This window comes from Streptomyces purpurascens, assembly GCF_045040895.1.
In the GTDB taxonomy this organism is placed as follows: domain Bacteria; phylum Actinomycetota; class Actinomycetes; order Streptomycetales; family Streptomycetaceae; genus Streptomyces; species Streptomyces purpurascens.
The window spans coordinates 8,497,164-8,518,913 of sequence record NZ_CP108341.1 but is presented as its reverse complement, the minus strand read 5'-3'; the positions used below and the strand labels follow the sequence as shown (position 1 = coordinate 8,518,913).

Annotated in this window: 21 protein-coding genes; 12 read left to right on the top strand and 9 right to left on the bottom strand. The window is 72.5% G+C overall.

Annotated elements, in window-relative coordinates:
- Positions 1–15 precede the first annotated feature (15 nt).
- Genes OHU35_RS38670 through OHU35_RS38660 form a run of 3 tightly spaced genes read left to right on the top strand, consistent with a single transcriptional unit; the run spans position 16 to position 2,911 of the window.
- Complete coding sequence (locus OHU35_RS38670; RefSeq protein WP_405508649.1) at positions 16–771, top strand: (Fe-S)-binding protein; 756 nt, start codon at positions 16–18, stop codon at positions 769–771.
- Positions 768–2,246, top strand: a complete 1,479-nt coding sequence (locus OHU35_RS38665) for a LutB/LldF family L-lactate oxidation iron-sulfur protein (protein ID WP_189722051.1) — start codon at positions 768–770, stop codon at positions 2,244–2,246. The genes OHU35_RS38670 and OHU35_RS38665 overlap by 4 nt, the downstream gene beginning before the upstream one ends.
- On the top strand, positions 2,243–2,911 hold the full coding sequence (locus OHU35_RS38660) for a lactate utilization protein C (protein ID WP_359892847.1): 669 nt from the start codon (positions 2,243–2,245) through the stop codon (positions 2,909–2,911). The genes OHU35_RS38665 and OHU35_RS38660 overlap by 4 nt, the downstream gene beginning before the upstream one ends.
- Here OHU35_RS38660 and OHU35_RS38655 read toward each other — a convergent pair.
- Positions 2,887–3,681, bottom strand: coding sequence for an SDR family NAD(P)-dependent oxidoreductase (locus OHU35_RS38655; RefSeq protein WP_189722053.1), 795 nt, complete (start codon positions 3,679–3,681; stop codon positions 2,887–2,889). The genes OHU35_RS38660 and OHU35_RS38655 overlap by 25 nt on opposite strands.
- 156 nt (positions 3,682–3,837) lie before the next feature.
- Between OHU35_RS38655 and OHU35_RS38650 the strand changes: the two genes are divergently transcribed.
- The 4 genes from OHU35_RS38650 to OHU35_RS38635 all read left to right on the top strand — a co-directional run bounded on the left by OHU35_RS38650 (position 3,838) and on the right by OHU35_RS38635 (position 8,439).
- Positions 3,838–4,626, top strand: coding sequence for an ABC transporter ATP-binding protein (locus tag OHU35_RS38650; RefSeq protein WP_189722054.1), 789 nt, complete (start codon positions 3,838–3,840; stop codon positions 4,624–4,626).
- Between the two features lie 3 nt (positions 4,627–4,629).
- Entirely contained in the window at positions 4,630–5,937 is a 1,308-nt protein-coding gene (locus tag OHU35_RS38645; protein WP_189722055.1) for an ABC transporter permease, read from the top strand.
- Positions 5,938–6,220: 283 nt separating this feature from the next.
- On the top strand, positions 6,221–7,078 hold the full coding sequence (locus OHU35_RS38640; protein ID WP_189722056.1) for a MoxR family ATPase: 858 nt from the start codon (positions 6,221–6,223) through the stop codon (positions 7,076–7,078).
- On the top strand, positions 7,075–8,439 hold the full coding sequence (locus tag OHU35_RS38635; protein WP_359892855.1) for a VWA domain-containing protein: 1,365 nt from the start codon (positions 7,075–7,077) through the stop codon (positions 8,437–8,439). The genes OHU35_RS38640 and OHU35_RS38635 overlap by 4 nt, the downstream gene beginning before the upstream one ends.
- Before the next feature lie 145 nt (positions 8,440–8,584).
- Here OHU35_RS38635 and OHU35_RS38630 read toward each other — a convergent pair whose 3' ends face one another.
- From OHU35_RS38630 to OHU35_RS38620, 3 genes are all read right to left on the bottom strand, one after another.
- Positions 8,585–8,941, bottom strand: coding sequence for a cupin domain-containing protein (locus OHU35_RS38630; RefSeq protein ID WP_189722058.1), 357 nt, complete (start codon positions 8,939–8,941; stop codon positions 8,585–8,587).
- A gap of 142 nt (positions 8,942–9,083) precedes the next feature.
- A complete protein-coding gene (locus OHU35_RS38625; protein ID WP_189722059.1) occupies positions 9,084–10,061 on the bottom strand; it encodes a pyridoxal-phosphate dependent enzyme in 978 nt (325 codons plus the stop codon).
- A complete protein-coding gene (locus tag OHU35_RS38620; RefSeq protein ID WP_189722060.1) occupies positions 10,058–10,738 on the bottom strand; it encodes a transcriptional regulator in 681 nt (226 codons plus the stop codon). Before OHU35_RS38620 ends, OHU35_RS38625 begins: the two co-directional genes overlap by 4 nt.
- 174 nt (positions 10,739–10,912) lie before the next feature.
- Here OHU35_RS38620 and OHU35_RS38615 point away from each other — a divergent pair, with 174 nt between their 5' ends.
- From OHU35_RS38615 to OHU35_RS38605, 3 genes are read left to right on the top strand one after another with little or no spacing between them, the layout of a single operon-like run.
- The gene (locus tag OHU35_RS38615; protein ID WP_189722061.1) at positions 10,913–11,833 is read left to right on the top strand and encodes a metal ABC transporter solute-binding protein, Zn/Mn family; all 921 of its coding nucleotides are present in this window, start codon (positions 10,913–10,915) and stop codon (positions 11,831–11,833) included.
- The gene (locus tag OHU35_RS38610; protein WP_189722062.1) at positions 11,830–12,678 is read left to right on the top strand and encodes a metal ABC transporter ATP-binding protein; all 849 of its coding nucleotides are present in this window, start codon (positions 11,830–11,832) and stop codon (positions 12,676–12,678) included. The genes OHU35_RS38615 and OHU35_RS38610 overlap by 4 nt, the downstream gene beginning before the upstream one ends.
- Positions 12,675–13,556, top strand: coding sequence for a metal ABC transporter permease (locus tag OHU35_RS38605; protein WP_189722063.1), 882 nt, complete (start codon positions 12,675–12,677; stop codon positions 13,554–13,556). Before OHU35_RS38610 ends, OHU35_RS38605 begins: the two co-directional genes overlap by 4 nt.
- Positions 13,557–13,572: 16 nt before the next feature.
- Here the strand turns inward: OHU35_RS38605 and OHU35_RS38600 are convergent, their stop codons facing one another.
- The 4 genes from OHU35_RS38600 to OHU35_RS38585 are packed head-to-tail and all read right to left on the bottom strand — an operon-like array spanning position 13,573 to position 18,838.
- A complete protein-coding gene (locus OHU35_RS38600) occupies positions 13,573–15,270 on the bottom strand; it encodes an amidohydrolase (RefSeq protein WP_189722635.1) in 1,698 nt (565 codons plus the stop codon).
- Between the two features lie 55 nt (positions 15,271–15,325).
- Positions 15,326–16,309, bottom strand: a complete 984-nt coding sequence (locus tag OHU35_RS38595; RefSeq protein ID WP_189722064.1) for an ABC transporter permease — start codon at positions 16,307–16,309, stop codon at positions 15,326–15,328.
- Positions 16,306–17,820, bottom strand: coding sequence for a sugar ABC transporter ATP-binding protein (locus OHU35_RS38590; RefSeq protein ID WP_189722065.1), 1,515 nt, complete (start codon positions 17,818–17,820; stop codon positions 16,306–16,308). The genes OHU35_RS38595 and OHU35_RS38590 overlap by 4 nt, the downstream gene beginning before the upstream one ends.
- Before the next feature lie 7 nt (positions 17,821–17,827).
- Complete coding sequence (locus OHU35_RS38585; protein ID WP_189722066.1) at positions 17,828–18,838, bottom strand: sugar ABC transporter substrate-binding protein; 1,011 nt, start codon at positions 18,836–18,838, stop codon at positions 17,828–17,830.
- A 229-nt stretch (positions 18,839–19,067) separates the two neighbouring features.
- Between OHU35_RS38585 and OHU35_RS38580 the strand changes: the two genes are divergently transcribed.
- Positions 19,068–20,099 carry a LuxR C-terminal-related transcriptional regulator gene (locus OHU35_RS38580; RefSeq protein WP_189722067.1) on the top strand — a complete coding sequence of 344 codons (1,032 nt, stop codon included), beginning with the start codon at positions 19,068–19,070 and terminating at the stop codon, positions 20,097–20,099.
- Between the two features lie 15 nt (positions 20,100–20,114).
- On the opposite strand, the gene OHU35_RS38575 is transcribed toward OHU35_RS38580, so the two are convergent.
- On the bottom strand, positions 20,115–21,056 hold the full coding sequence (locus tag OHU35_RS38575) for an LLM class flavin-dependent oxidoreductase (RefSeq protein WP_189722068.1): 942 nt from the start codon (positions 21,054–21,056) through the stop codon (positions 20,115–20,117).
- Positions 21,057–21,164: 108 nt separating this feature from the next.
- Between OHU35_RS38575 and OHU35_RS38570 the strand changes: the two genes are divergently transcribed.
- Positions 21,165–21,737, top strand: a complete 573-nt coding sequence (locus OHU35_RS38570; protein WP_189722069.1) for a MarR family winged helix-turn-helix transcriptional regulator — start codon at positions 21,165–21,167, stop codon at positions 21,735–21,737.
- Positions 21,738–21,750 lie beyond the last annotated feature (13 nt).

Genomic DNA, 21,750 nt, shown 5'->3' with positions numbered 1-21,750 from the left:
CCACAAGGAGCCGCGATGCGTGTCGCCCTGTTCCTGACCTGCGTCAACGACACGCTGTATCCGGACACCGGGCGCGCCGTGGTGAAACTGCTGACCAGACTGGGCGTCGACGTCGACTTCCCGATGGCGCAGACCTGCTGCGGACAGGCGCACTACAACACCGGATACCGTCACGAGGCCGAGCCGCTCGCCCGGCATTTCTCCGATGTCTTCGGTGGGTACGAGGCGATCGTGACGCCGTCCGGGTCGTGCGGGGCGATGGTGCGCGAGCTGTATCCGCGGATGGGCGAGCGGGCCCGGGCCGAGGGGCGTGGGGACACCCTCGCGGCCACGCTGGCGCCGGTGGTGCCGAAGACGTACGAGCTCACGGAGTTCCTGGTGGACATGCTGGGCGTGACGGACGTCGGGGCGTACTACCCGCACACGGTGACGTACCACCCGACCTGTCACGGGCTGCGTGGACTCGGGCTCGGCGACCGGCCCCGGCGGCTGCTCCAGGCGGTGAAGGGGCTCGAGCTCGCCGAGCTGCCGGGGGCCGACGAGTGCTGCGGGTTCGGCGGCACCTTCGCCCTGAAGAACGCCGATGTCTCGGCGGCGATGGGCACCGACAAGGTGCGCAACGCCGAGTCGACGGGCGCCGAGGTGCTGTGCGCGGCCGACAACTCCTGTCTGATGCACATCGGCGGGACGATGACCCGGCTGCGGACCGGCATGCGGCCGGTGCACATCGCGGAGATCCTGGCGAGCACGGAGGAGGAACCGGCCGTATGAGCGGGACGTATCTCGGCATGCCGGCGTTTCCGGAGGCCGCGCGGGAGGCCGTGGGCAACGAGACCCTGCGCGGCAATCTGCGACACGCCACGCACACCATCCGCGCCAAGCGGGCGAAGGCCGTGACGGAGGTGTCCGACTGGGCCGAGCTGCGCGAGGCGGGCAAGCGGATCAAGGACCATACGCTGCGCCATCTGGACCGCTACCTCGTGCAGTTGGAGGAGTCGGTCACGGCCGCGGGCGGCGTCGTGCACTGGGCCGCCGACGCGGACGAGGCCAACGACATCGTCACGCAACTCGTGAAGATGACCGGCGAGTCGGAGGTCGTCAAGGTCAAGTCGATGGCCACGCAGGAGATCGGGCTCAACGAGGCGCTGGAGGCCGAGGGCATCCACGCCTACGAGACCGATCTCGCCGAGCTGATCGTGCAGCTGGGCAAGGACCGGCCCTCGCACATCCTCGTCCCGGCCATCCACCGCAACCGGGGCGAGATCCGGGACATCTTCCGCTCCGAGATGAGCGAGTGGGGCCGCCCGGCCCCCGAGGGCCTCACCGATTCGCCCGCCGAACTCGCCGAGGCGGCCCGGCTGCATCTGCGGGAGAAGTTCCTGCGCGCCAAGGTCGGCATCTCCGGCGCCAACTTCATGGTCGCCGAGACGGGCACCCTGGTGGTCGTCGAGTCCGAGGGCAACGGCCGGATGTGCCTGACCCTGCCCGAGACGCTGATCTCGGTCGTCGGCATCGAGAAGATCGTGCCGACGTGGCAGGACCTGGAGGTGTTCCTGCAGACCCTCCCCCGTTCCTCGACGGCCGAGCGCATGAACCCGTACACGTCCACCTGGACCGGCACGACCGGTCAGGACGGGCCGAGCACCTTCCATCTGGTGCTGCTGGACAACGGCCGCACCGACACCCTCGCCGACGAGGTCGGCCGGCAGGCGCTGCGCTGCATCCGCTGCTCGGCGTGTCTCAACGTCTGCCCGGTGTACGAGCGGGCCGGCGGCCACGCCTACGGCTCGGTGTACCCGGGCCCGATCGGCGCGATCCTCAGCCCCCAGCTGCGGGGCACGGCCAGCGAGATCGACGCCTCGCTGCCGTACGCGTCCTCGCTGTGCGGGGCGTGCTACGAGGTGTGCCCGGTCGCCATCGACATCCCCGAGGTGCTGGTGCATCTGCGGGAACGGGTCGTGGAGGGCGGGGAAGTCACCCGGGAGGGCAACAAGGTGGTGCTGCGGCCCGCGAAGGGACATGCCGCCGAGCGTGCGGCGATGCGGGCGGCCCGCTGGGCGTTCACACACCCGGGCGCGCTGCGCACCGGCCAGCGCGCCGCCTCCCGGACCCGGCGCTTCCATCCCCGTACGCTGCCGGGGCCCGGCCGGGCCTGGAGCGGGACCCGGGATCTGCCGCCGGTGCCCGCCGAACCGTTCCGGGACTGGTGGCAGCGCACGCGTGGCGGGAAGGACGGGGCCAAGTGAACAGCAGGGAGCGGATCCTGGGGCGGGTGCGGCGCGCGCTGGCGGATGTGTCGGCCGACGAGGCGCCGATCACGCGGGACTATCTGCGCGAGCACGGGCAGCGGACTGTCGCGGAGACGGTGGATCTGCTCGCCGAGAACCTGGCGGACTACCGGGCGGTCGTGCATCGCTGCACGGACGACGAGTTGCCGGACGTGCTCATGCGACTCCTGGCGGAACGGGGCACGCGATCCGTGCTGGTGCCCCCCGAACTGCCGCCCCACTGGCTCAAGGCGGTCGACGCGACACGCGTCCACGACCGGGCCGTGAGCACGCCGCACGAACTCGACCGTGTCGACAGCGTCGTCACCGGGTGTGCCGTCGCCATCGCCGAGACCGGCACGATCGTCCTCGACGGCTCGCCCGACCAGGGCCGACGGCGGATCACCCTCGTCCCGGACCACCACATCTGTGTCGTCCGGGTGCCCGGCCAGGTCGTATCTTCGGTGCCGCAGGGCCTCGAACGCCTCGACCCGGCACGCCCGTTGACATGGATCTCCGGGCCGTCGGCGACCAGTGACATCGAGCTGGACCGGGTCGAGGGGGTGCACGGTCCGCGCACGCTGGAGGTGATCCTGGTGACCGAGGACCGCCCCAGGGATCAGGGCAGGATCGAGTCGACGTAGCCGCCGTCGACGCGCAGGGCACCGCCCGTGGTCGCGGAGGCCTGGTCGGAGCCGAGATAGACGACCATGTTCGCGATCTCCTCCGGCTCGATCAGCCGCTGGAGCAGGGACTGCGGCCGGTGCTGTCGCATGAAGGCGCGCTGGGCCTCGTCCCAGGGCAGGTCGCGGTCGACGAGCTGATAGACGAAGTCCTCGACGCCGCCCGTGTGGGTCGGCCCGGCGATCACGGAGTTCACCGTGACGCCGGTACCGGCCGCCTGCTTGGCGAAGCCCCGGCTCACCGCGAGCAGGGCGGTCTTCGACATGCCGTAGTGGATCATCTCGGCGGGGATGACGACCGCCGAGTCGCTGGCGATGTACTGCACGCGGCCCCAGCCGCGTTCGGTCATGCCGGGCAGGACGAGCCGGGTGAGGCGTACGGCGGCCAGGACGTTGACCTCGAAGTAGCGCCGCCACTCGTCGTCGCTGATCTCCAGGGGGTCCGCGGACTCGAAGACGCCGAGGTTGTTGACGAGGATGTCGACCTGCCCCAGGGCGTCCACCGCCTGCCGCGCGCCCTCTTCGGTCGTCACATCGGCGGCCACGGGCACCAGGTCGGCGCCGGGGACCTCGCCCCGCATCCGGTCCACTGCCTCCTGCACCCGCCCGGGCGAACGGCCGTTGACCCCCACCCTGGCGCCCGCCCGGGCCAGACCCGAGGCGATCGCGGCGCCGATGCCCTGCGTGGAGCCGGTCACCAGCGCGGTGCGGCCCTTCAGATCGATCTGCATGCCGTGTCATCCCTTTCGGTGCTGGTCTGATCGGGTACCCCCGGGGTGTCGCTGAGTACACCCCCCGATACGGGTTCTGCGGCCAGTGTGGTCACGTCGTCTTCTCCGTAGCGTCGAGGACGAGACACAGGGCGTGTCGGACGAAGGGGGACGACGATGGTGCGGATGAGGGGCCCACGACAGGACCAGGACCCGGGACCCGCTGCCGAGGCGTTGCGGCTGGTCAAGGTCACCAAGACGTACGGGAGCGCCGACAGCGCCGTGACCGCCCTGGACGGTGTGACGCTCGGTCTGGGGCGTGGCACGTTCACGGCGGTGATGGGGCCGTCCGGTTCCGGCAAGTCGACGCTGCTGCAGTGCGCGGCGGGGCTCGACCGGCCCGACAGCGGGATCGTGCAGGTCGACGGCACCGAGCTGACGGGCGGCGGCGAGGCCGAGCTGACGAAGTTCCGGCGTGGCCGGATCGGGTTCGTGTTCCAGCAGTACAACCTGCTGGAGACGCTGACCGTCGCTCAGAACACGGTGCTGCCGCTGAAGCTGGCCGGGCGGCGGGTGGACCGGCAGCGGGTCCGGGAGGTGCTGACGGCGGTGGGACTGGGTGACCGGCTCGGGCACCGGCCCCATCAGTTGTCGGGCGGTCAGCGCCAGCGGGTCGCGATCGCCCGGGCGCTCGTCACCGAACCGCGGGTGATCTTCGCGGACGAGCCTACGGGCGCGCTGGACACGCGCAGTGCGCGGGACGTGCTGCACCTGCTCCGGCAGGCGGTGCGGGTGCACGGCCGGACCGTGGTGATGGTGACGCACGATCCGGTCGCCGCCTCGTACGCCGACACCGTGCTGTTCCTGGCGGACGGCCGGCTCGCGGGCCGGATGGACGCGCCGACGGCGGACGCCGTCGCGGAACGGCTGGCACATCTGGGCGACGACGTGCGGGCGGGGGTGTGAGCCGTGTTCGTCCTCGCGATGCGGTCGATACGGCAGCGGCCCGGGCGGTTCCTGGCGACCCTGCTGTCCGCGTTCCTCGGTGCGGCGATCGTCATGACGTTCAACTCGATGCACGACACCGCCGGGCAGCCCGGCGTGGACCCGGTGAGCAAGGAGACCCTCTCCACCGCGGCGGGCGTGGTCGGCGGCTACGGCACCCTGCTGGTGTTCTTCGCGATCGCCTCGACGCTGACGGTGAACGTGCGTCAGCGGGCCGCCGAGATGGAGCTGTTGCGCTGCTCGGGGGCGACTCCGGCGCAGATCAAGCGGATGGTTGTGGGTGAGGCGCTGGCCGTGGCCCTGGTGGGCGCGGCGCTGGCGATCGGCCCGGCGCTGCTCGGCGGCCGGGCGCTGCTGGAGGTGTTCCAGGACAGCGGTCAGGTCGCACGGTCCGTCGGCCACTCCTTCGGTCCGGTGGCGCTTTCGTCCGGCATCGGCATCACGCTGTCCGCCGCCGTGGGGGCCGCGTTCCTCGCCGTGCGGCGGGCGACGGGCGGGAGCCGGCAGCGGGGCCGGGCGCGGACGGTCCTCGCCTACGCGGCTCTGGTGGCGGGTGCCGCGTCGGCGACCTCGACGTTCGTGTTCTCGGCGACGGACGCCGCGCTGATGGCGCCGCCGGCGTACGGGGCGATCCTGCTGTCCGTCGGCTGCGCGCTGCGGGCGCCGCGGCTGCTGGCGGCCGTGCTGGACCGGCTGCCGCTCGGCGGCGCGAGCGGCTGGCTGGCGGTGCGCAATCTGCGCGAGCGGGCCGGGCAGCTCGCCGGGATCCTGATGTCGCTGATCCTGTTCACGGCGGTCGCCACGGCGACGCTGACCATGCAGGCGGTGGAGAGCGATGCCGTCGAGGCTTCGGGCATGGTCAAGTCGGTCGACGCGAAGAACCTCGAGACGCTCAACTTCACGGTCGTCGGGATCATCGTGGTCTTCGTGTGCGTCATGCTGGTCAACTCGCTTTACGCGGCGACCAGTTACCGGGTCCGGGAGTTCGGGCAGCAGCGCCTCGCGGGGGCGACTCCGGGGCAGGTGCTCGGGCTGGTGGGGGTCGAAGGGCTGATCCTGATGGTCACGGGGGTGTTCTTCGGCACGCTGGCGGCGCTGGCGGGGGTCGTGCCCTTCACCGTGGCGCGCACCGACGAGGTGGTGCCGGGTGAGTTCTTCGGCATCGGCGCGGCGGTCGTCGCGGTCGCGGCGGTGGTGACGCTGGGCACGAGCCTGGCCACGGCCCGGCGGACGTTGCGCACTCCGGCTGTCGGGGCGGTCGCGGTGGCGTGAGGAACAGGTCGGTCGCGAGGGGCGGTCGCTTCGGCGGCCGCGAGGGGGCGGTCGCTTCGGCGGCCGCCCCTTCACCGCATGGCGGACGCCTCCAGCAGCGCGGTCACAGTCGCCGTGGTCAGGCCGTCCAGCGTCTCGATCCCGGCCAGTGCGGCCACCTCACCCCGGACAGCGGGGAAACCGATCGGTCTACCACCTTCCGGTGCACGGAACCCCCGTGACATCCTGACTGAACAAGCGCTTGGATAGTGCTCTGACCCTCGCCGCCGTCCTGGAGGCCCCGTTGTTCACATCCGTCGACGACGTCTCCGCACGTCTGGCCGAGACCGGGTATCTCGCCTCGCCCGCCGTCGCCACGACCGTCTTCCTCGCCGACCGCCTGGGCAAGCCGCTGCTGGTCGAGGGCCCGGCCGGGGTCGGCAAGACGGAACTGGCCAAGGCCGTCGCCGAGGTCGCGGGCGCGCGGCTGGTGCGCCTCCAGTGCTACGAGGGGGTCGACGAGTCCCGGGCGCTGTACGAGTGGAACCACGCCAAGCAGCTCCTGCGCATCAGTGCGGGCCGCGACGAGTCATGGGACGAGACGCGCACGGACATCTTCAGCGAGGAGTTCCTGCTCACCCGGCCGCTGCTGACCGCCATCCGGGGCGACGACCCGAAAGTGCTGCTGATCGACGAGACCGACAAGGCGGACGTCGAGGTGGAGGGCCTGCTCCTGGAGGTGCTCAGCGACTTCCAGGTGACCGTGCCCGAGCTGGGCACCATCACCGCGACCCGCCGCCCCTTCGTCGTCCTCACCTCGAACGCGAGCCGGGAACTGTCCGAGGCGCTGCGCCGCCGCTGCCTCTTCCTCCACATCGGCTTCCCGGACGAGGCGCTGGAGCGCCGGATCGTACGGCTGAAGGTGCCGGGGCTCGACGAGGCGCTGGCCCGCTCGGTCGTCCGGGTCGTGGGCGCGCTGCGGGCGATGGACCTGCGCAAGGTGCCGTCGGTCGCCGAGACCATCGACTGGGCGCGCACGCTGCTCGCACTGGGCGCCGGCACCTTGGACGAGACGGTCGTGCGGGCCAGCCTCGGCGTGCTCCTCAAGCATCAGGAGGACGTCCTCAAGGCGAGCGCCAAGCTCGACCTGGACGCCCTGTGACCACCCCGACGGGCACGGGCGTCGCGGAGCGGCTGACGTCCCTGGTCGGGGCGCTGCGCGCGCATGGCATCCGGATCGGCACCGGCGAGACGGTCGACGCGGGGCAGGCGATCGAGGCGCTCGGTCTCACGGACCGGGAGCTTTTGCGCGAGGGGCTGGCGGCGACGCTGCTGCACGGCACCGGGCAACGGCAGGTGTTCGACCCGGTCTTCGACCTGTACTTCCCGCGCGGTGTCGGCGGCCCGGAGCAGAAGGGCGCCGGACGGGAGGATCTGCGCGACCGGCTGGCCGCCGCACTCGCCGCCGACGACCAGGCGCTGCTGGGCCGGCTGGCGGTCGAGGCGATCGACGGTTTCGGGGGCTACGGATCCTCGCCGGAGTCGGACGGCTGGTCGTCGTACCAGGCCCTGGAGCGGCTGCGCCCGCAGACCCTGCTCGCCCGGGTCCGCGACACCGTGCGGGGGCAGGGCGGCAGTTCGGGGTTCGCCGACCGGCTGCTGGAGGACGAGATCCGGCGACGTATCGAGAACTTCCGCGCGTTGGTGGCCACGGAGGCGCGGCGCCGGGTCGCCGAGCGGCGCGACCGGGACGAGATCGCCCGGCGGGCGGTGGCCCCGACCGCCGACCGGGTCGACTTCCTGTTCGCCGGGAAGGCCCGGCTGGCCGAGCTGCGCAGGGCGGTCCAGCCGCTCGCCCGCAAGCTCGCGACCCGGCTCGCGGCCCGGCGCCGCCGCGCCTCCCGGGGCACGATCGACCTGCGGCGGACGCTGCGCGGTTCGCTGTCGACGGGCGGGGTGCCGATGAAGCCGGTGCTGCGCCGGCGCCGCCCCGCCCGCCCCGAACTGGTGCTGCTGTGCGATGTGTCGGGGTCGGTGTCCGGCTTCTCGGACTTCACGATGCTGCTGGTCCAGGCGCTGCACGACCAGTTCAGCAAGGTGCGGGTGTTCGCCTTCGTCAACCGGATCGACGAGGTGACCGCGCTCCTTCGGCACGGCACCGCGGATCCGGAAGGGCTCAGCGCCCGGATCGGGGCGGAGGCCACCCTCACCGGATGGCACGACAGCAGCGACTACGGCACGGCGCTGGGCGAGTTCGCCGAGATCCATGGCGACGCGGTCGGCCCGCGCACGACCGTGTTCGTCCTCGGTGACGCGCGGACGAACGGGAGCGACCCGAATCCGCCCGCCGTGCGGCGGATCGCCGAACGGGCGCGCCGCGTCTACTGGCTGAACCCCGAGCAGCGCTCCCTGTGGGGCACGGGCGATTCCGTCGCGCCGGTCTATGCCGAGCTGGTCGAGATGCACGAGTGCCGCAACGTAGGACAGCTCAGCGCACTGGTGGCGCGGCTGCTGCCGGTGTGACCAAGGGCGTGATCAGGCGACGGCGAGCTGCGGGTACAGAGCGGCGGGGTCGGCCGCCAGCCCGGTGTCGAGTCCCTACAGGAAACCGATCGGGTTCCCACGAGGGGAAGCGTAAACCGATCGGTTTCCGAAGAGCGAGGGAGCGCTACTTCTTCGCGAACTCCCTAGCCGTCTGCCCCTGGAAGTCGTAGACCACGGCCTGCTCGTCGCCCACGACCCAGGCGTCGTGTCCGGGTGAGACGACGTAGACGTCGCCGGGGCCGACCTCGATCTCGCCGCCGTCGTCCATGCGGATGCGCATGCGGCCCTGGAGGACGTAGCCGTTGTGGTGCATCTGACAGGTGTCGGTGCCCGCGATCGGGGCCACGGACTCGGTCCAGCGCCAGCCGGGCTCGAAGGTCGCCACGGCGAAGTCGAGATCCGTCATGTGGACGGCTTCGAGGTGGCCGCGGGGGAAATCACGCCGCTCGTCGGGCTTGTCGAGCGTCTTCACTTCCAACATGACGCGCTCCCTTCCGGCCGCGTCGCACCGCGGCCGGGGGGCCGGTCTCCCCGGCGGCCCTGGACGCCGCCGTCGGCGGCCGGCCTCCTACTCCTCAATCGTCCGCCCGTCCGTCCGGGGCCGCCAACCGAAGAACTTCCGCTCAGACCTCGTTGCCACAGAGTTCGGCGAAGCGCCCGGCGTCGATGTTGCCGCCGGAGAGGATCACGCCGACGCGGCGCGGGAGGCGGCCCGCTCGGCGGGTCAGCAGGGCGGCGAGCGGGGTGGCGCCGCTCGGCTCGAGGACGATCTTCAGGCGTTCGAAGGCGAACCGCATCGCGTCCCTGATCTCGTCGTCGGTGACCAGCGCGATCTCGTCGACGAGCCGCCGGTTGACGGAGAAGGTGAGTTCGCCCGGTGTGTGCAGGGCCTGTCCGTCGGCGATGGTGTGCGGCACCGGGACACTGATGCGCCGTCCGGCCTCCAGCGAGCGCTTGGTGTCGTCTCCGGCCTCCGGCTCCACGCCGATCATCCGGATGTCCGGGTGCAGCCCCTTGGCCACCGTGGCACTTCCGGCCATGAGCCCGCCACCGCCGACCGGTGTCACTATCGCCCCCAACTCCCCCACTTCTTCGAGGAGTTCGAGCGCGGCCGTGCCTTGGCCGGCCATCACGTGCGGGTGCTCGTACGGCGGGATGACGGTGAGGCCCCGCTCGGCAGCCAGGGCCTCGGCGATGGCCACGCGGTCGCCGGTGTAGCGGTCGTAGGTGACGATCTCGGCGCCGTAGCCGGCGGTGGCCGCCCGTTTCGACGGCGGGGCGTCCTCCGGCATGACGATCACGGCGGTGGTGCCGAGCTCGCGGGCGGCCAGGGCGACGGCCTGGGCGTGGTTGCCGGAGGAGTAGGCGGCGATACCCCGGGACAGCTGCTCGGGGGTGAGGCGGGAGGCGGCGTTGTAGGCGCCGCGGAACTTGAAGGCGCCGACGCGCTGGAAGTTCTCGCACTTGAGGTGGATCTCGGCACCGGCGAGCGCGTCGAGGGTGCGGGAGCGCAGCACCGGGGTGCGGTGGGCGACGCCCTTGAGCCGGGCGGCGGCGTCCCGGACGTCGTCGAGGGTGACCGGTGGGGTGGTGGTCGTCACGCGGGTCCTCCGGTGGAAGTGTCGTGGGCGGCCCGGGCCTGGGAGAGGTAGTTGTAGGCGGAGGCGCGGGAGATGCCGAGCCGGGCGGCGACCTGCTCGACCGCGCCGCGCACGGCGAAGACACCGCGCGCGTCCAGGCCGCCGAACAGCTCCAGGCGCTCGGCGCGGTCCAGTTCCGCCCAGCTCCCCCGCTGCTTCGACTGGTGGACGTCGACGAGGGCGTCGACCACGGAGTCGATGTCGTTGCCGAAGGTGGTGGTCGGCAGCTCCGCCGGCTCGGGACGTATTCCGGCGAGTGCGCCGAGCAGGCCGTGGACCTGACTGACGGCACCGACGTCCACGTTGACGCAGAGCGCGCCGAACACGGCCCCCGTGGAATCCCTCAGCACCATCGTGGAGGACTTCACCAGCGCTCCGTTGCGGGTGCGGGTCACGTAGTTCAGTTCGTCGGCCGCCCCGTCACCTCCGGCGAGGACGCGCATGCCGATCTCGCTCATGGCGCCACCCACCGTCCGCCCGGTCACCGATCCGGCGACGGCGACCACCGACTTCTCCGGATTCCGGTAGTCGTGCAGCACGACTTCGCAGACCGGCCCGAAGGTCGCGGCGATTCCTTCGACGACCGGCGTCAGCGCGGCGAGGATCGCATCCCGTTCCGCGGTCAGAGTCTCTCGCATGGATTTAGACTACGCGTCCAATGCCTGGATTTCCAGTCCAGACCAGTCCGGATCTCCGCTTCAACAATTGGCAATGGTTTTCACATGACTTCGACCAGAACCCGCTCTTGACATTCATTCCCATCTAGCGTGGCGCTGCCAAGTACCCCTGTGCATGTCCGTCCTGGAGGAGCCATGCCCCTGTCCACGTCCCGCCGCCTGGCGCTGCTGACCAGCGCGTCACTGGCCCTTCTCGCGGGCTGCGGCAGCTCGTCGGACTCCCCCGGCGGCAAGAGCACACCGGCCCGCGTCGCGGTGGTCGCCTCCACGGACGTCTACGGCGACATCGTGCGGCGCGTCGGTGGCGACAGAGTCGACGTCACCTCGGTCATCAGCGACCCCGACCAGGACCCGCACTCCTACGAGGCCGACCCCCAGAACCAGCTCGCCCTCTCCAAGGCCGAGGTCGTCGTGGAGAACGGCGGCGGCTACGACGACTTCGTCGACCGCATGCTGAAGGGCGGCCACAACGACTCCGCCCAGGTGATCAACGCGGTCGAGGTGTCCGGCAAGACCGCGCCGAAGGGCGGCGAGCTGAACGAGCATGTCTGGTACGACTTCCCCACCGTCGCCAAGGTCACCGGCCGGATAGCCGCGGCCCTGACCAAGGCCGACCCGTCCGACGCGGCCGTCTTCAAGAAGAACGCCGCCGCCTTCGAGGCCCGGCTCACGCCACTGGAGGCGAAGGAAGCCCGGATCAAGAAGGAGCACGGCGGCGCGGGCGTGGCGATCACCGAGCCCGTGCCGCTGTACATGACCGAGGCGAGCGGCCTGGTCAACCGGACACCCGCCGAGTTCAGCGAGGCGATCGAGGAGGGTGACGACGTATCCCCGCGGATCCTCCAGGAGAACTTGGCGCTGTTCAGCGGCAGGAAGGTCGAGGCGCTCGTCTGCAACGCGCAGACCTCCGGCCCGCAGACCGAGAAGACCGAGGCGGCGGCCGAGGCGGCCGGCATCCCCGTCGTGCCCGTGACCGAGACCCTGCCGAAGGGCAAGGACTACCTCGGCTGGATGACGGCCAACGTCGACGCGCTCGCGGGCGCGCTGGCCAAGTGACCGCGATATCCCGGCAGGACGGCGTTCCTGTCATCAGTCTGCGCGGCGCGGCCCTGTCGTACGGCGCCCGCGAGGTGTGGAGCGGCCTCGATCTCGACGTACGGGCCGGGGAGTTCCTGGCCGTGCTGGGGCCGAACGGTGCGGGCAAGACCAGTTTCGTACGGGCGCTGCTGGGCCGCCGGCCGCTGTCCGCCGGGACGCTGACCGTCCTCGGCCGGCCCGCGCGTGACGCCGCCCGGGACATCGGCTACGTGCCGCAGCAGGCCGCGCTGTCCGCCCAGGCGATGCTGCGCGCCCGGGACCTCGTACGGTTCGGCGTCGACGGGCACCGCTTCGGGCCGCGGCTGCGCACCGGCGGGGTCCGCCGCCGGGTGGACGAGATCCTCGAGGCGGTCGGGGCGTCGGCCTACGCCGATGTCCCGCTCGGGATGCTGTCCGGCGGCGAACGGCAACGCGTCCGCATCGGGCAGGCCCTGGCCACCGACCCGCGGATCCTGCTGTGCGACGAGCCGCTGCTGTCGCTCGACCTGAACCACCAGCGGGCCGTCACCGAACTGATCGACGCCCGGCGCCGCGCCCACGGCACGGCTGTGGTCTTCGTGACGCACGAGATCAACCCGGTGCTGGGACTGGTCGACCGGGTGCTGTACCTGGCCCCCGGCGGCCACCGCGTCGGCACCCCCGACGAGGTGCTGACCTCCGAGTCGCTGTCCCGGCTCTACGGCACGCAGGTCGATGTCGTACGGGTGCGCGGCCGGGTGGTGGTCGCGGGCGCGCCCGACGAACCGGCCGCACCGGCACACCATCCCGAGCAGACGCACGAGACGGACGGAGTGCGCGCATGACGCTCGCCGCCGGGATCTGGCACCAGATCTTCGACTTCACCGACTACGGCGAACTCCTCGCCCTGGTCCACAACTCCCTCGTCGCGGGTGTGGCGCTGGGGCTCGTGGGCGGGCTGGCCGGGGTGTTCGTACTGATGCGGGACCTGCCGTTCGCGGTGCACGGCATCAGCGAACTGTCCTTCGCGGGCGCCTCGGCGGCGCTGCTGCTGGGCGCGAACATCGTGGCGGGCTCGATCGCCGGCTCGCTCCTCGCGGCCGGGGCCATCGGGGTGCTGGGGACGCGGGCCCGGGACCGCAACTCGGTGATCGGCATCATCATGCCGTTCGGGCTGGGCCTGGGCGTGCTCTTCCTGGCCCTCTACAAGGGCCGGGCGGCCAACAAGTTCGGGCTGCTCACCGGGCAGATCGTGGCCGTGGACACCCCGCAGATGTCATGGCTGCTCGGCACGTCCGTGCTGGTGCTCATCGCCCTGGCGGTCATGTGGCGTCCGCTCACCTTCGCCAGCACCGACCCGGACGTGGCGGAGGCCCGCGGGGTGCCCGTGCGGGCTCTGTCTTTCGCGTTCATGCTGGTACTCGGCCTCGCCGTCGCCCTGTCGGTGCAGGTCGTCGGCGCGCTGCTGGTGCTCACGCTGGTCGTCACCCCGGCCGCTGCCGCCGCCCGCGTCACCGCGTCGCCGGTGCTGCTGCCCGTGCTGAGCGTGCTGTTCGCCGTGGCCTCGATCGAGGGCGGCATCCTGCTCGCGCTCGGCAGCAGCATCCCCATCAGCCCCTACGTCACGACGATCTCGTTCGGCATCTACGCGGTGTGCCGGGCGGCCGGCGGGTACCGGACCCGGCGGTGGGGAGCGAGGAGGGCGGTGGTGCGGGCGGCGTGACGCGCCCGCCGGCCGCTCAGCGTTCGAAGACCACCCGCCCGTCGAACACGGTGAGATCCACCCGCACTTCGGTGATCTCGTGCGGGTCGAGGCCCAGCAGCGGCCGGTCCAGGACGCACAGGTCGGCGGCCCGGCCCGGTTCGACGGTGCCCTTGAAATCGTCGGCGAAGTCCTGCCAGGCGGCGGTGGCCGTGTAGGCGCGCAGGGCGTCGGCGAGCGGCACGCACTGTTCGGGGCCGCTGGGCCGGCCGCTGGCCTTGGACTCGCGGAGCATCATCGAGGCCACGCCCTGCCGCCAGTCGGGCTCGGTGATCGGGGCGTCGGAGCTGGCGCAGACCCGTACTCCGGCGTCGAGCGCGGAGCGCACCGGCCACTGGTAGGCGGAGCGTTCGGGGCCCACGACCTCGTCCATCAGGTCGGAGATGGTCCATTTGATGGCGGGGTTCATGTTGACGCCGTAGCCGTGTGCGGCGAGCTTGGCCAGGCTGCCGGGGCCGATGAAGTCGCCGTGGATGACGTAGTGGCGGGCGTCGGGGCGGGGCGCGGCGGTGTTCGCGGCGACGAAGGCGTCCACGACCGTGTCGATGGCCCGGTCGCCGGTGACGTGCACGCCGAGCTGGAAGCCGGCCTCGTGGGCGACCCGGATCATCTCGCGCAGTTCGTCCGCCTGGAGCGCGGGGGTGTCGCCGTGCACGCAGAGGGCGCCGTGACCGCCTTCCGGGTAGGGCTCGTTCATCCACGCCGTGCGGTTGGGCGGTACTCCGTCGCCGAAGACCTTGACGCCGATGGCCCGCAGGAGCCGGGGGTCGGCCGACTCGGGGCGGCGCAGTTCGGCCAGGCCCTTGCGGACGTCGTCGGCGGAGCCGCCCATGGGGGCGGGCAGGAGCAGGACGCTGACACGGGCTTCGAGTGCGCCCTCGGCCGCGAGTTCGGCGTACGCGGTCCAGTTGTCGGTGCTCAGGCCCCCGAACAGGGTTCCGGCGCCGCCGGGGCCGAGGCCCGGCTCGGTGTAGCTGGTGATGCCGCGCGCGTGCAGCTCGCGGATCACGCCCTGGATGGCCTGGCGGCGCTGGGCGACGGTGGGGGCGGGCAGCTCGGCCTGGACGAGCCGCCCGGCGGCCTCGCGCAGGATGCCGGTCGGCCGGCCGTCGGGGTCGTGGTCGATGACGCCGCCGGGCGGGGGCGCGGTGTCCGCGTCGATGCCGCAGCGGCGCAGTGCCTCGGAGTTGGCCCACACCATGTGCGAGGAGAAGTCGGTCAGACAGACCGGGTGGCGCGGCGCCACCGCGTCCAGGTCCCGGCGGTGCGGGAAGCGGCCCGGCTCGGCCAGGCACTCCGCGAGATAGCCGGGGTCCCAGCCCAGACCGACGATCCACGCGCCGTCCGGGGCGTCCCGTGCCGCCCGGCCCACGGCCTCGGCGATGTCCGCGAGGGAACCCACCGCCGGATGACCGACGTCGATGGCGAAGGGCGGTTTCGTCATCCCGTAGGCGGCCCCGTGCAGATGCGAGTCGTTGATGCCGGGCAGCACGGTCCGGCCGCCCAGTTCGACGATCCGCGTGCCGGGTCCGGCCAGGGCGCGCATCTCCGCGTCGCCGCCGACGGCCAGGATGTCCCGGCCGCGCACGGCCACGCCTTCGGCGACGGTGAAGCCCGCGTCGACGGTGAGGACCTGGCCGCCGGTCAGGACGAGGGTGGGGGCGGTGTCGCTCACGGATGCGGTCTCGCTCACGAGTGACCTCTTTTCGGGATGTCAGGGGGGAGTTGGGTCAGCGCCCGGTGCGGGGAGCGAAGTACGCCAGGGCCGCGCCGGCCACCAGCGCGACGCCCTGGGCCATCTGCTGCCAGAATGTCGGCACGTTCAGCAGGGTCAGGCCGTTCTGCAGGCCGCCGAGGAAGAGCACGCCGAGCAGGACGCCGAGGATCGAGCCGGTGCCGCCGGTGAGGGCGACTCCGCCGAGCAGCACCGCGGTGAGGACGGTCAGTTCGAACCCGGCCCCGGAGGTTCCCGCGACCACGCTGTCCAGCACCGACGCCTTGACGGCCCCGGCCAGGGCGGCGGCCACGCCGGTGACGACGAACAGCGCGAACGGGGTCCGGCGGACCTGGATGCCCGAGAGGTGGGCGGCCTCCCGGTTGACGCCGATGGCGAAGACGTGGCGTCCGGCCGGGGTGAGCGCCAGGAAGAGCGTGCCCGCCGCCAGCACCAGCGCGGCGATGACGACCGGCGCCGCGACCCCGGCGATCCGCGCCCCGCCGATCCAGGCGAACCCGGAGCCGAAGCCGCTCAGCGGCAGCGGGAACAGCTGCTGTGCCAGGCCCCGTACGGCGGTCAGCATCCCTAGGGTGACGATGAACGCGGACAGGCCGAAGTAGCAGCACAGGACGCCGTTCACCGCCCCGACCGCCGCCCCGGCGGCGAGCGCCCCCAGCAGGGCGACGGCGGGTGACTGGTGGTGCTGCCCGGCCAGCCAGCCCGCGACCAGCCCGCCGAGGGCGAGCGTGGAGCCGACCGACAGGTCGAGGTAGCCGCTGATGACGAGCAGGGCCAGCGGGACGGCGACGATGGCGAGCGTGGCGGCGTCGGTGGCGATGCCGCTCAGGTTGGCCGGGTCGAGGAAACTGCCCGTGGTCAGCTGGAAGACCAGCACCATCGCGACGAGCACGACCAGGAGCGGGTTGCGGCGTACGGTGTCCAGCCCGCCCGTGGCCAGGAGTCGGGGGCGCGTGAGGACGCGGTCGGCGGTGGTCATGCTGCTCCTTCGGCGGGCAGGGGGGTGTGGACGGCCGACAGCAGGGCCTGTTCGGTGAGTTCGGCACCCGAGAGTTCGCCGGCGATCCGTCCCCCGGCGACGATCAGGCAGCGGTCGGCGAGCGCCACGATCTCCTCGGGGTCGCTGGAGGCGAACAACACGGCGGTGCCCCGCTCGGCGGCGAGGGACGACACGACCCGGTAGATCTCCTGCCGGGCCCCCACGTCGACGCCCTGCGTCGGCTCGTCCAGCAGCAGCACGTCGACGTGCCGGGCCTCGTTGATCCACCGGCCGAGGACGAGCTTCTGCTGGTTGCCGCCGGAGAACGCGCCCGCCGGCAGCCCGGGCCGGGCCGGACGCAGCCCCACCTCCGTGGCCAGCGCCTCGAACACCCGCCGCTCGGTGCGCAGCGCCCGTACGCCGTGGCGGGCCAGGGGCCGGACGGAGGGCAGCAGCGTGTTGTCCTGCGCGGACAGCGACGGGAAGAGGCCCTGTGCGCGCCGGTCCGCAGGCACGAGCGCGATCCCGGCGGCGAGCGCGTCGGCCGGCCGGGCGGGGGCGACGGTACGGTCACCGACCCGGATCGTTCCGGCGGTGGCGCGGCGCCTGCCGTAGAGGGTCTCCAGGACGCGGGTGCGGCCGGAGCCGATGAGCCCGAACAGGGCGACGCGTTCGCCTTCGCCGACGGTGACATCGACGGGGCCGAAGCCGGGGCCGCGCAGGGCTTTGACGACGAGCCGGGGTGCCGTTGATGTACGGCGGGGCTTGGGCCTGCGCACCTCCTCCGTCGGCCGTCCGGCGATCGCCGCGACCAGTTCGGCCCGGGTCTGCCCCGCGACCGTGCCCTGGTGCGCGACCCGTCCGTCGCGCAGGACCGTCACCGCGTCCGCGAGCCGCTCCACCTCCGCCAGCAGGTGGGTGACGTAGACGATGGCGAGCCCCTGGGTGCGCAGGTCCTCGACCCGTTCGGCCAGGGCGTCGGTCTCCGCGCCGGACAGGGCGGCCGTCGGTTCGTCGAGGACCAGGACGGAGGCGCTGCGGCTGAGGGCCTTGGCGATCTCGACCAACTGCCGCTGCCCCATGGGCAGATCACCCACCCGGTCACGCGGGGAGCACCGGGCCGCCACCCGCTCCAGCAGCCCGGCGGCGACGTCCTCCTGGGCGCGCCGGTCGATGCGGCCGTACCGGGTCCACTCCTGGCCGAGGAAGATGTTCTCCGCCACGGTCAGAGCGTCGACCACGCTGAGGGTCTGGAAGATGATCGCCACGCCGGCCGCGATCGACTCGCGGGGGCTGAGGCGGGTGTGTGTCGTCCCGCCCACCTCGATGGTGCCGGCGTCGGGCGGGAAGGCGCCGCCCAGGCACTTGATGAGGGTGGACTTGCCGGCGCCGTTGTGGCCGAGCAGGGCGTGCACCTGTCCGGCGGGGACGGTGAGGTCCACGCCGTCCAGGGCCCGGACTCCGCCGAACGACTTGGTCAGGCCGCGGATGCGGAGGTTCGTGATCGTCATGGCGGGCCTAGGCGTTCTGTGCGAGCAGTTTGTCGATCTCGGCCCCGTCGCCGCGCTGGACCAGCGTGATGGGCACCTGGGCACTGGGGTTCGCCTTGCCCGCCGCGACCGCGCGCGGCACCTCGACGATGGCGGCGGCGATGTCCTTCGGCGCCAGGGCGGCGGAGGCCCGGTAGAAGGTGCCCTGCTTGACGGCGAGGAGGGAGGGCGCGGCCCCGTCCTGGCCACCGACGAAGGTCTTCGCGTCGTCCTTCCCGCGGCCCGCCTGCTGGAGTGCCTTGAACCCGCCGTACGCGGCGGCGTCGGTGACACCGAGGACGAGGTTGAGGTCGGGGTGCTTGGCGAGGATCGCCTTCGTCTTGGACAGGCCCGTGTCCGGGTCGATGGCCTGTTCCCGGGCCACGACGTCGACGCCCGGCGCCAGCTTGGTGAAGGCGTCGATCATGCCCTTGGTGCGTTCGCGGCCCAGTTCGATGGTGCTGTCGGTGAGGAAGGCGATCTTGCCCTTGCCGCCGAGGTGCTCCTCGGCCCACTTCGCCGCTGCCTCGCCGAGCAGCGTGCCGCCCTCGCGGAAGCTGAACCGGATGTCGGCGCTCTGGTGCCGCAGGGAGCCGCCGTAGGTCACCCAGATCAGTCCGGCGTCCAGGGCCGCCTTGGCGATGGGCTCGGCTGCCTCGAAGACCATCGGGAAGGACACGATCGCCGGCACCTTGCGGGCGACCCAGGTGCGGAGGTTGCCGGCCTGGGTGTCGGCGCTGGCGTTGTCGCTGGTCGTGAGCAGCGAGATGCCGTGGCTCTTGGCCTGGGCGGTGGAGAGCTTCACCAGCGTGGAGTAGAGCGGGAGCTGGGTGAAGGGGTAGTCGAGGCCGATCTTCGTCAGGGGGGTGCCGCCGGAGGGTGCGGCTTCGGCCGAGGCGGCCGTGTCCCGGGGTGCCGAGCATCCGGCCGCCGCCAGGGCGGTGGCGGCGGAGAGGGCGAGGAAGTGTCTGCGCGAGGCGGCGTACGACGGTGGGGTCATGGCAGGGGCTCTCCGAGGGGCGGGCCCGACTGGAGCGGGCGTCCGGCTGTGCCGAACAGGAAAGTCCCGCCGGGCCCGCCGCACCATCCGTACAAATACCGACTGCCGGCGGCGGCCGGCGGAACACCGATCCCGCGCGCGAGTCGGTGAACACCTTGTCGGGCACCGGCCGCACCCCTATCGTTAGGCCCCAAACGATATCGTCGCCCGAGCCGCCCGGAGGCTCGCCATGCCCAGCCACCACCAGATCGCGGCAGCCGCCCGCATCGGCATGCTCACCCGCGAGCGCGACACCGCGTCGGCCTCCGCTCAGGCCCTGCGCGAACTCGCCCGCGCCCTGCCGCTGGACGCCGCGACCCTGCTCACGATCGACCCGCTGACCGGCTCCCACGTGCAGGTCGCGAGCATCGGCTACACCGCCGCGGCCTCGCAGGCCCTGGCCGGGGAATTCGTCGGGACGCCCTGGTACCGCAACGTCGTACGGCAGAAGCTGCCGCCGTCCATCTCGCAGGACGCGGAGGATCCCGAGGACGCCGGACCGCGCTTCCGGCACGGCTGGTTCTACGCCGAGCGCGTCCGCCCGGCCGGCTTCCGGGACGGCGTCACGGGAGCGCTGCGGCATCGGGGCCGCCTGGTGGGCCTGGTCCATCTCTCCACCGAGAGCGCGGACGCCTACGACACCGACGCCCGGCTGCTGCTCGCCTCCGTGATCCCCGCCCTGGCCGCGTTCGCCGACCCGCTGGCGCACGCCGGTGACCTGCACGGTCTGGCCGAGGAGGACGCGGCGAGCCTCGTCACCGGCGACGGCGGGGTGATCGACCTGCCGGGCCGGGACCGACCCCTCGTGCTGCGGGGCGACGGGCCCTTCCACGCGCTGCTCGACGCCTTCACGGGCACGGGAGGCCGGCGGCTGCGGCTGCTGTGGCCGGCCGGGGGTGGCTGGCAGCGGGTCGCCCTGCACCGGCATCCGCCGGGCCCCGGCCTCGCGTCGGAGGCGGTACTGGTGCACGAGACGCCCACGGAGCTGCCGTACGGACTGAGCCCCCGGGAGCTGGAGGTGCTCACCCGGGCGGCCACGGGGCAGACCAACCAGGCCATCGCGCAGGCGCTGTTCCTGTCCCCGCGGACCGTGCACAGCCATGTCGAGCATCTGCTGCGCAAGACCGGCTGCGCCTCCCGCGCCGAGGCCACCGCGCTCGCGGTCCGGGACGGGCTGCTGCGGCCGGACCCGGATCACCTCGCGCGTTTCGTCGAGCGGTGATCCGGGCCCCGGCCCTCAGGTAGTAAGCGCCTCGACGCGCCGCATGACCTCGCGGCAGAACGCCCCGACTCCGTCCGGGTCGTCGATGAACTGGTTCGGTTTCACGCAGAACGTGGTGAAGCCCTGCTCCAGTTGCTCGGGGATCACGGCGAGCGCCGCGCCGAGGTCCGCCGGTGCATGGTCGTCGGGGAAGACGGCCCGGGTTCCGCCGATCATCTCCAGACCGGCGATGTCCCGCCCGGCGGCGGCCATCGACTCCTTGAGCGTCCGAAGGTCCTCGGGCGTGGGCCGGCCGAGCGGGTGGAAGCCGTGGCCGTACCGCACCAGGCGGCGCAGGACGGGTCCGTGCAGGCGCTGTCCGCCGAACCAGAGGCGGGGGCCGTCCGGGCGGTGGGCCTTGGGCTCGAACCAGACGTCCTGGAAGGGATAGTGCGGTCCCTCGTGGGACAGCGGGGACGGACCCCAGGCCTTCGCCCAGACCTCCAGATGCTCGTCGAGGAGCCGTCCCCGCCGGGCGAAGGGCACGCCGAGGGCGTCGTACTCGTCCTTGCTCCAGCTGACCGTGGGCTGCACGACGAGCCGTCCCTCGCACAGGAGGTCGAGGGTGCCGAGCTCGCGGGCGAGCAGCAGCGGGTGGCGCAGCGGGGCGAGGACGGCCGCGGCGGCCAGCCGCAGCCGGGAGGTGACGGAGGCGATGGAGGCGAGCAGCAGCAGGGAGTTGGGCCAGGGGGTGTGCGGGTCCTGGTTGCCCGGGAGGGCGTAGTCGCGGGGGTTGCCCATGATGCCGGCCGCCGCCGCGTCGGGGCCCAGGACGATGTGCTCGCTGACCATGACGGCGTCGAAGCCGGCGTCCTCGGCCTCGCGGGCCCAGCGGACGGCGGCGGGCAGATCCGCCCGGCCCCCGGTCAGGGTCCAGTTCTCGCTGAGGACGAGGAGCATGCGGGGAGGCGTGGGCATGTCGGGTTTCCCTTTCGACTTCGTACAATTTGAGTCCGAACGACTGGGGGCGCGGATGAGCCGCCCCCGTGCGTGACGTGTCGTCGCGACCAGACAAGGGAGCCGCCCGTGCCGGGCCACCGATCCATCACCGAGGCCGAGAAGCTCGCAGCGGCGAAGCTCGGCGGTTTTCCGATCCGGCGTGAGCAGATGGCGGCGGTGGCGAACATCTACCGTGCGGCGTCCGCCGTGCGGCAGCACCTGGAGAACTCGGTGCTGCGCGGTTCCGACCTGACCTGGACGGCCTTCGTGGTGCTCTGGGTGGTCTGGGTGTGGGGCGAGTCGGAGACCCGGCACGTGGCGGAGGAGGCGGGGATCTCCAAGGGCACGCTGACGGGGGTGGTGCGCACGCTGGAGTCGCGGGGTCTGTTGCGGCGGGCGGACCATCCGAGCGACGGGCGGCTGGTGCTGCTGAGCCTCACGGAGGAGGGCGACGCGTTCATGCAGCGGGTCTTTCCGGCGTTCAACGAGGAGGAGGCCTTCGTGACGGCCCGGCTCAGCGGCGCGGAGTGCCGCAGCCTCGCGGAGGGGCTGCGCAGCGTGGTGCTCCAGGTCGAGGAGCACGGCGAGGAGCGGCGGCAGTCCCTGCTGGGCGGTGCCGAGCCCGCGCCCCGGCGCAGCGGCCGGCGGCCCCGGGCCTGACTCCCGCGGCGGC

Coding starts and splice junctions, on each gene's coding strand:
- OHU35_RS38655 (WP_189722053.1), bottom strand. CDS start 3,681: ATGCAGATCGATCTGAAGGGCCGCACCGCGCTGGTGACCGGCTCCACG.
- OHU35_RS38590 (WP_189722065.1), bottom strand. CDS start 17,820: ATGACGATCACGAACCTCCGCATCCGCGGCCTGACCAAGTCGTTCGGC.
- OHU35_RS38615 (WP_189722061.1), top strand. CDS start 10,913: ATGCCCCTGTCCACGTCCCGCCGCCTGGCGCTGCTGACCAGCGCGTCA.
- OHU35_RS38595 (WP_189722064.1), bottom strand. CDS start 16,309: ATGACCACCGCCGACCGCGTCCTCACGCGCCCCCGACTCCTGGCCACG.
- OHU35_RS38670 (WP_405508649.1), top strand. CDS start 16: ATGCGTGTCGCCCTGTTCCTGACCTGCGTCAACGACACGCTGTATCCG.
- OHU35_RS38605 (WP_189722063.1), top strand. CDS start 12,675: ATGACGCTCGCCGCCGGGATCTGGCACCAGATCTTCGACTTCACCGAC.
- OHU35_RS38580 (WP_189722067.1), top strand. CDS start 19,068: ATGCCCAGCCACCACCAGATCGCGGCAGCCGCCCGCATCGGCATGCTC.
- OHU35_RS38620 (WP_189722060.1), bottom strand. CDS start 10,738: ATGCGAGAGACTCTGACCGCGGAACGGGATGCGATCCTCGCCGCGCTG.
- OHU35_RS38630 (WP_189722058.1), bottom strand. CDS start 8,941: ATGTTGGAAGTGAAGACGCTCGACAAGCCCGACGAGCGGCGTGATTTC.
- OHU35_RS38585 (WP_189722066.1), bottom strand. CDS start 18,838: ATGACCCCACCGTCGTACGCCGCCTCGCGCAGACACTTCCTCGCCCTC.
- OHU35_RS38650 (WP_189722054.1), top strand. CDS start 3,838: ATGGTGCGGATGAGGGGCCCACGACAGGACCAGGACCCGGGACCCGCT.
- OHU35_RS38575 (WP_189722068.1), bottom strand. CDS start 21,056: ATGCCCACGCCTCCCCGCATGCTCCTCGTCCTCAGCGAGAACTGGACC.
- OHU35_RS38665 (WP_189722051.1), top strand. CDS start 768: ATGAGCGGGACGTATCTCGGCATGCCGGCGTTTCCGGAGGCCGCGCGG.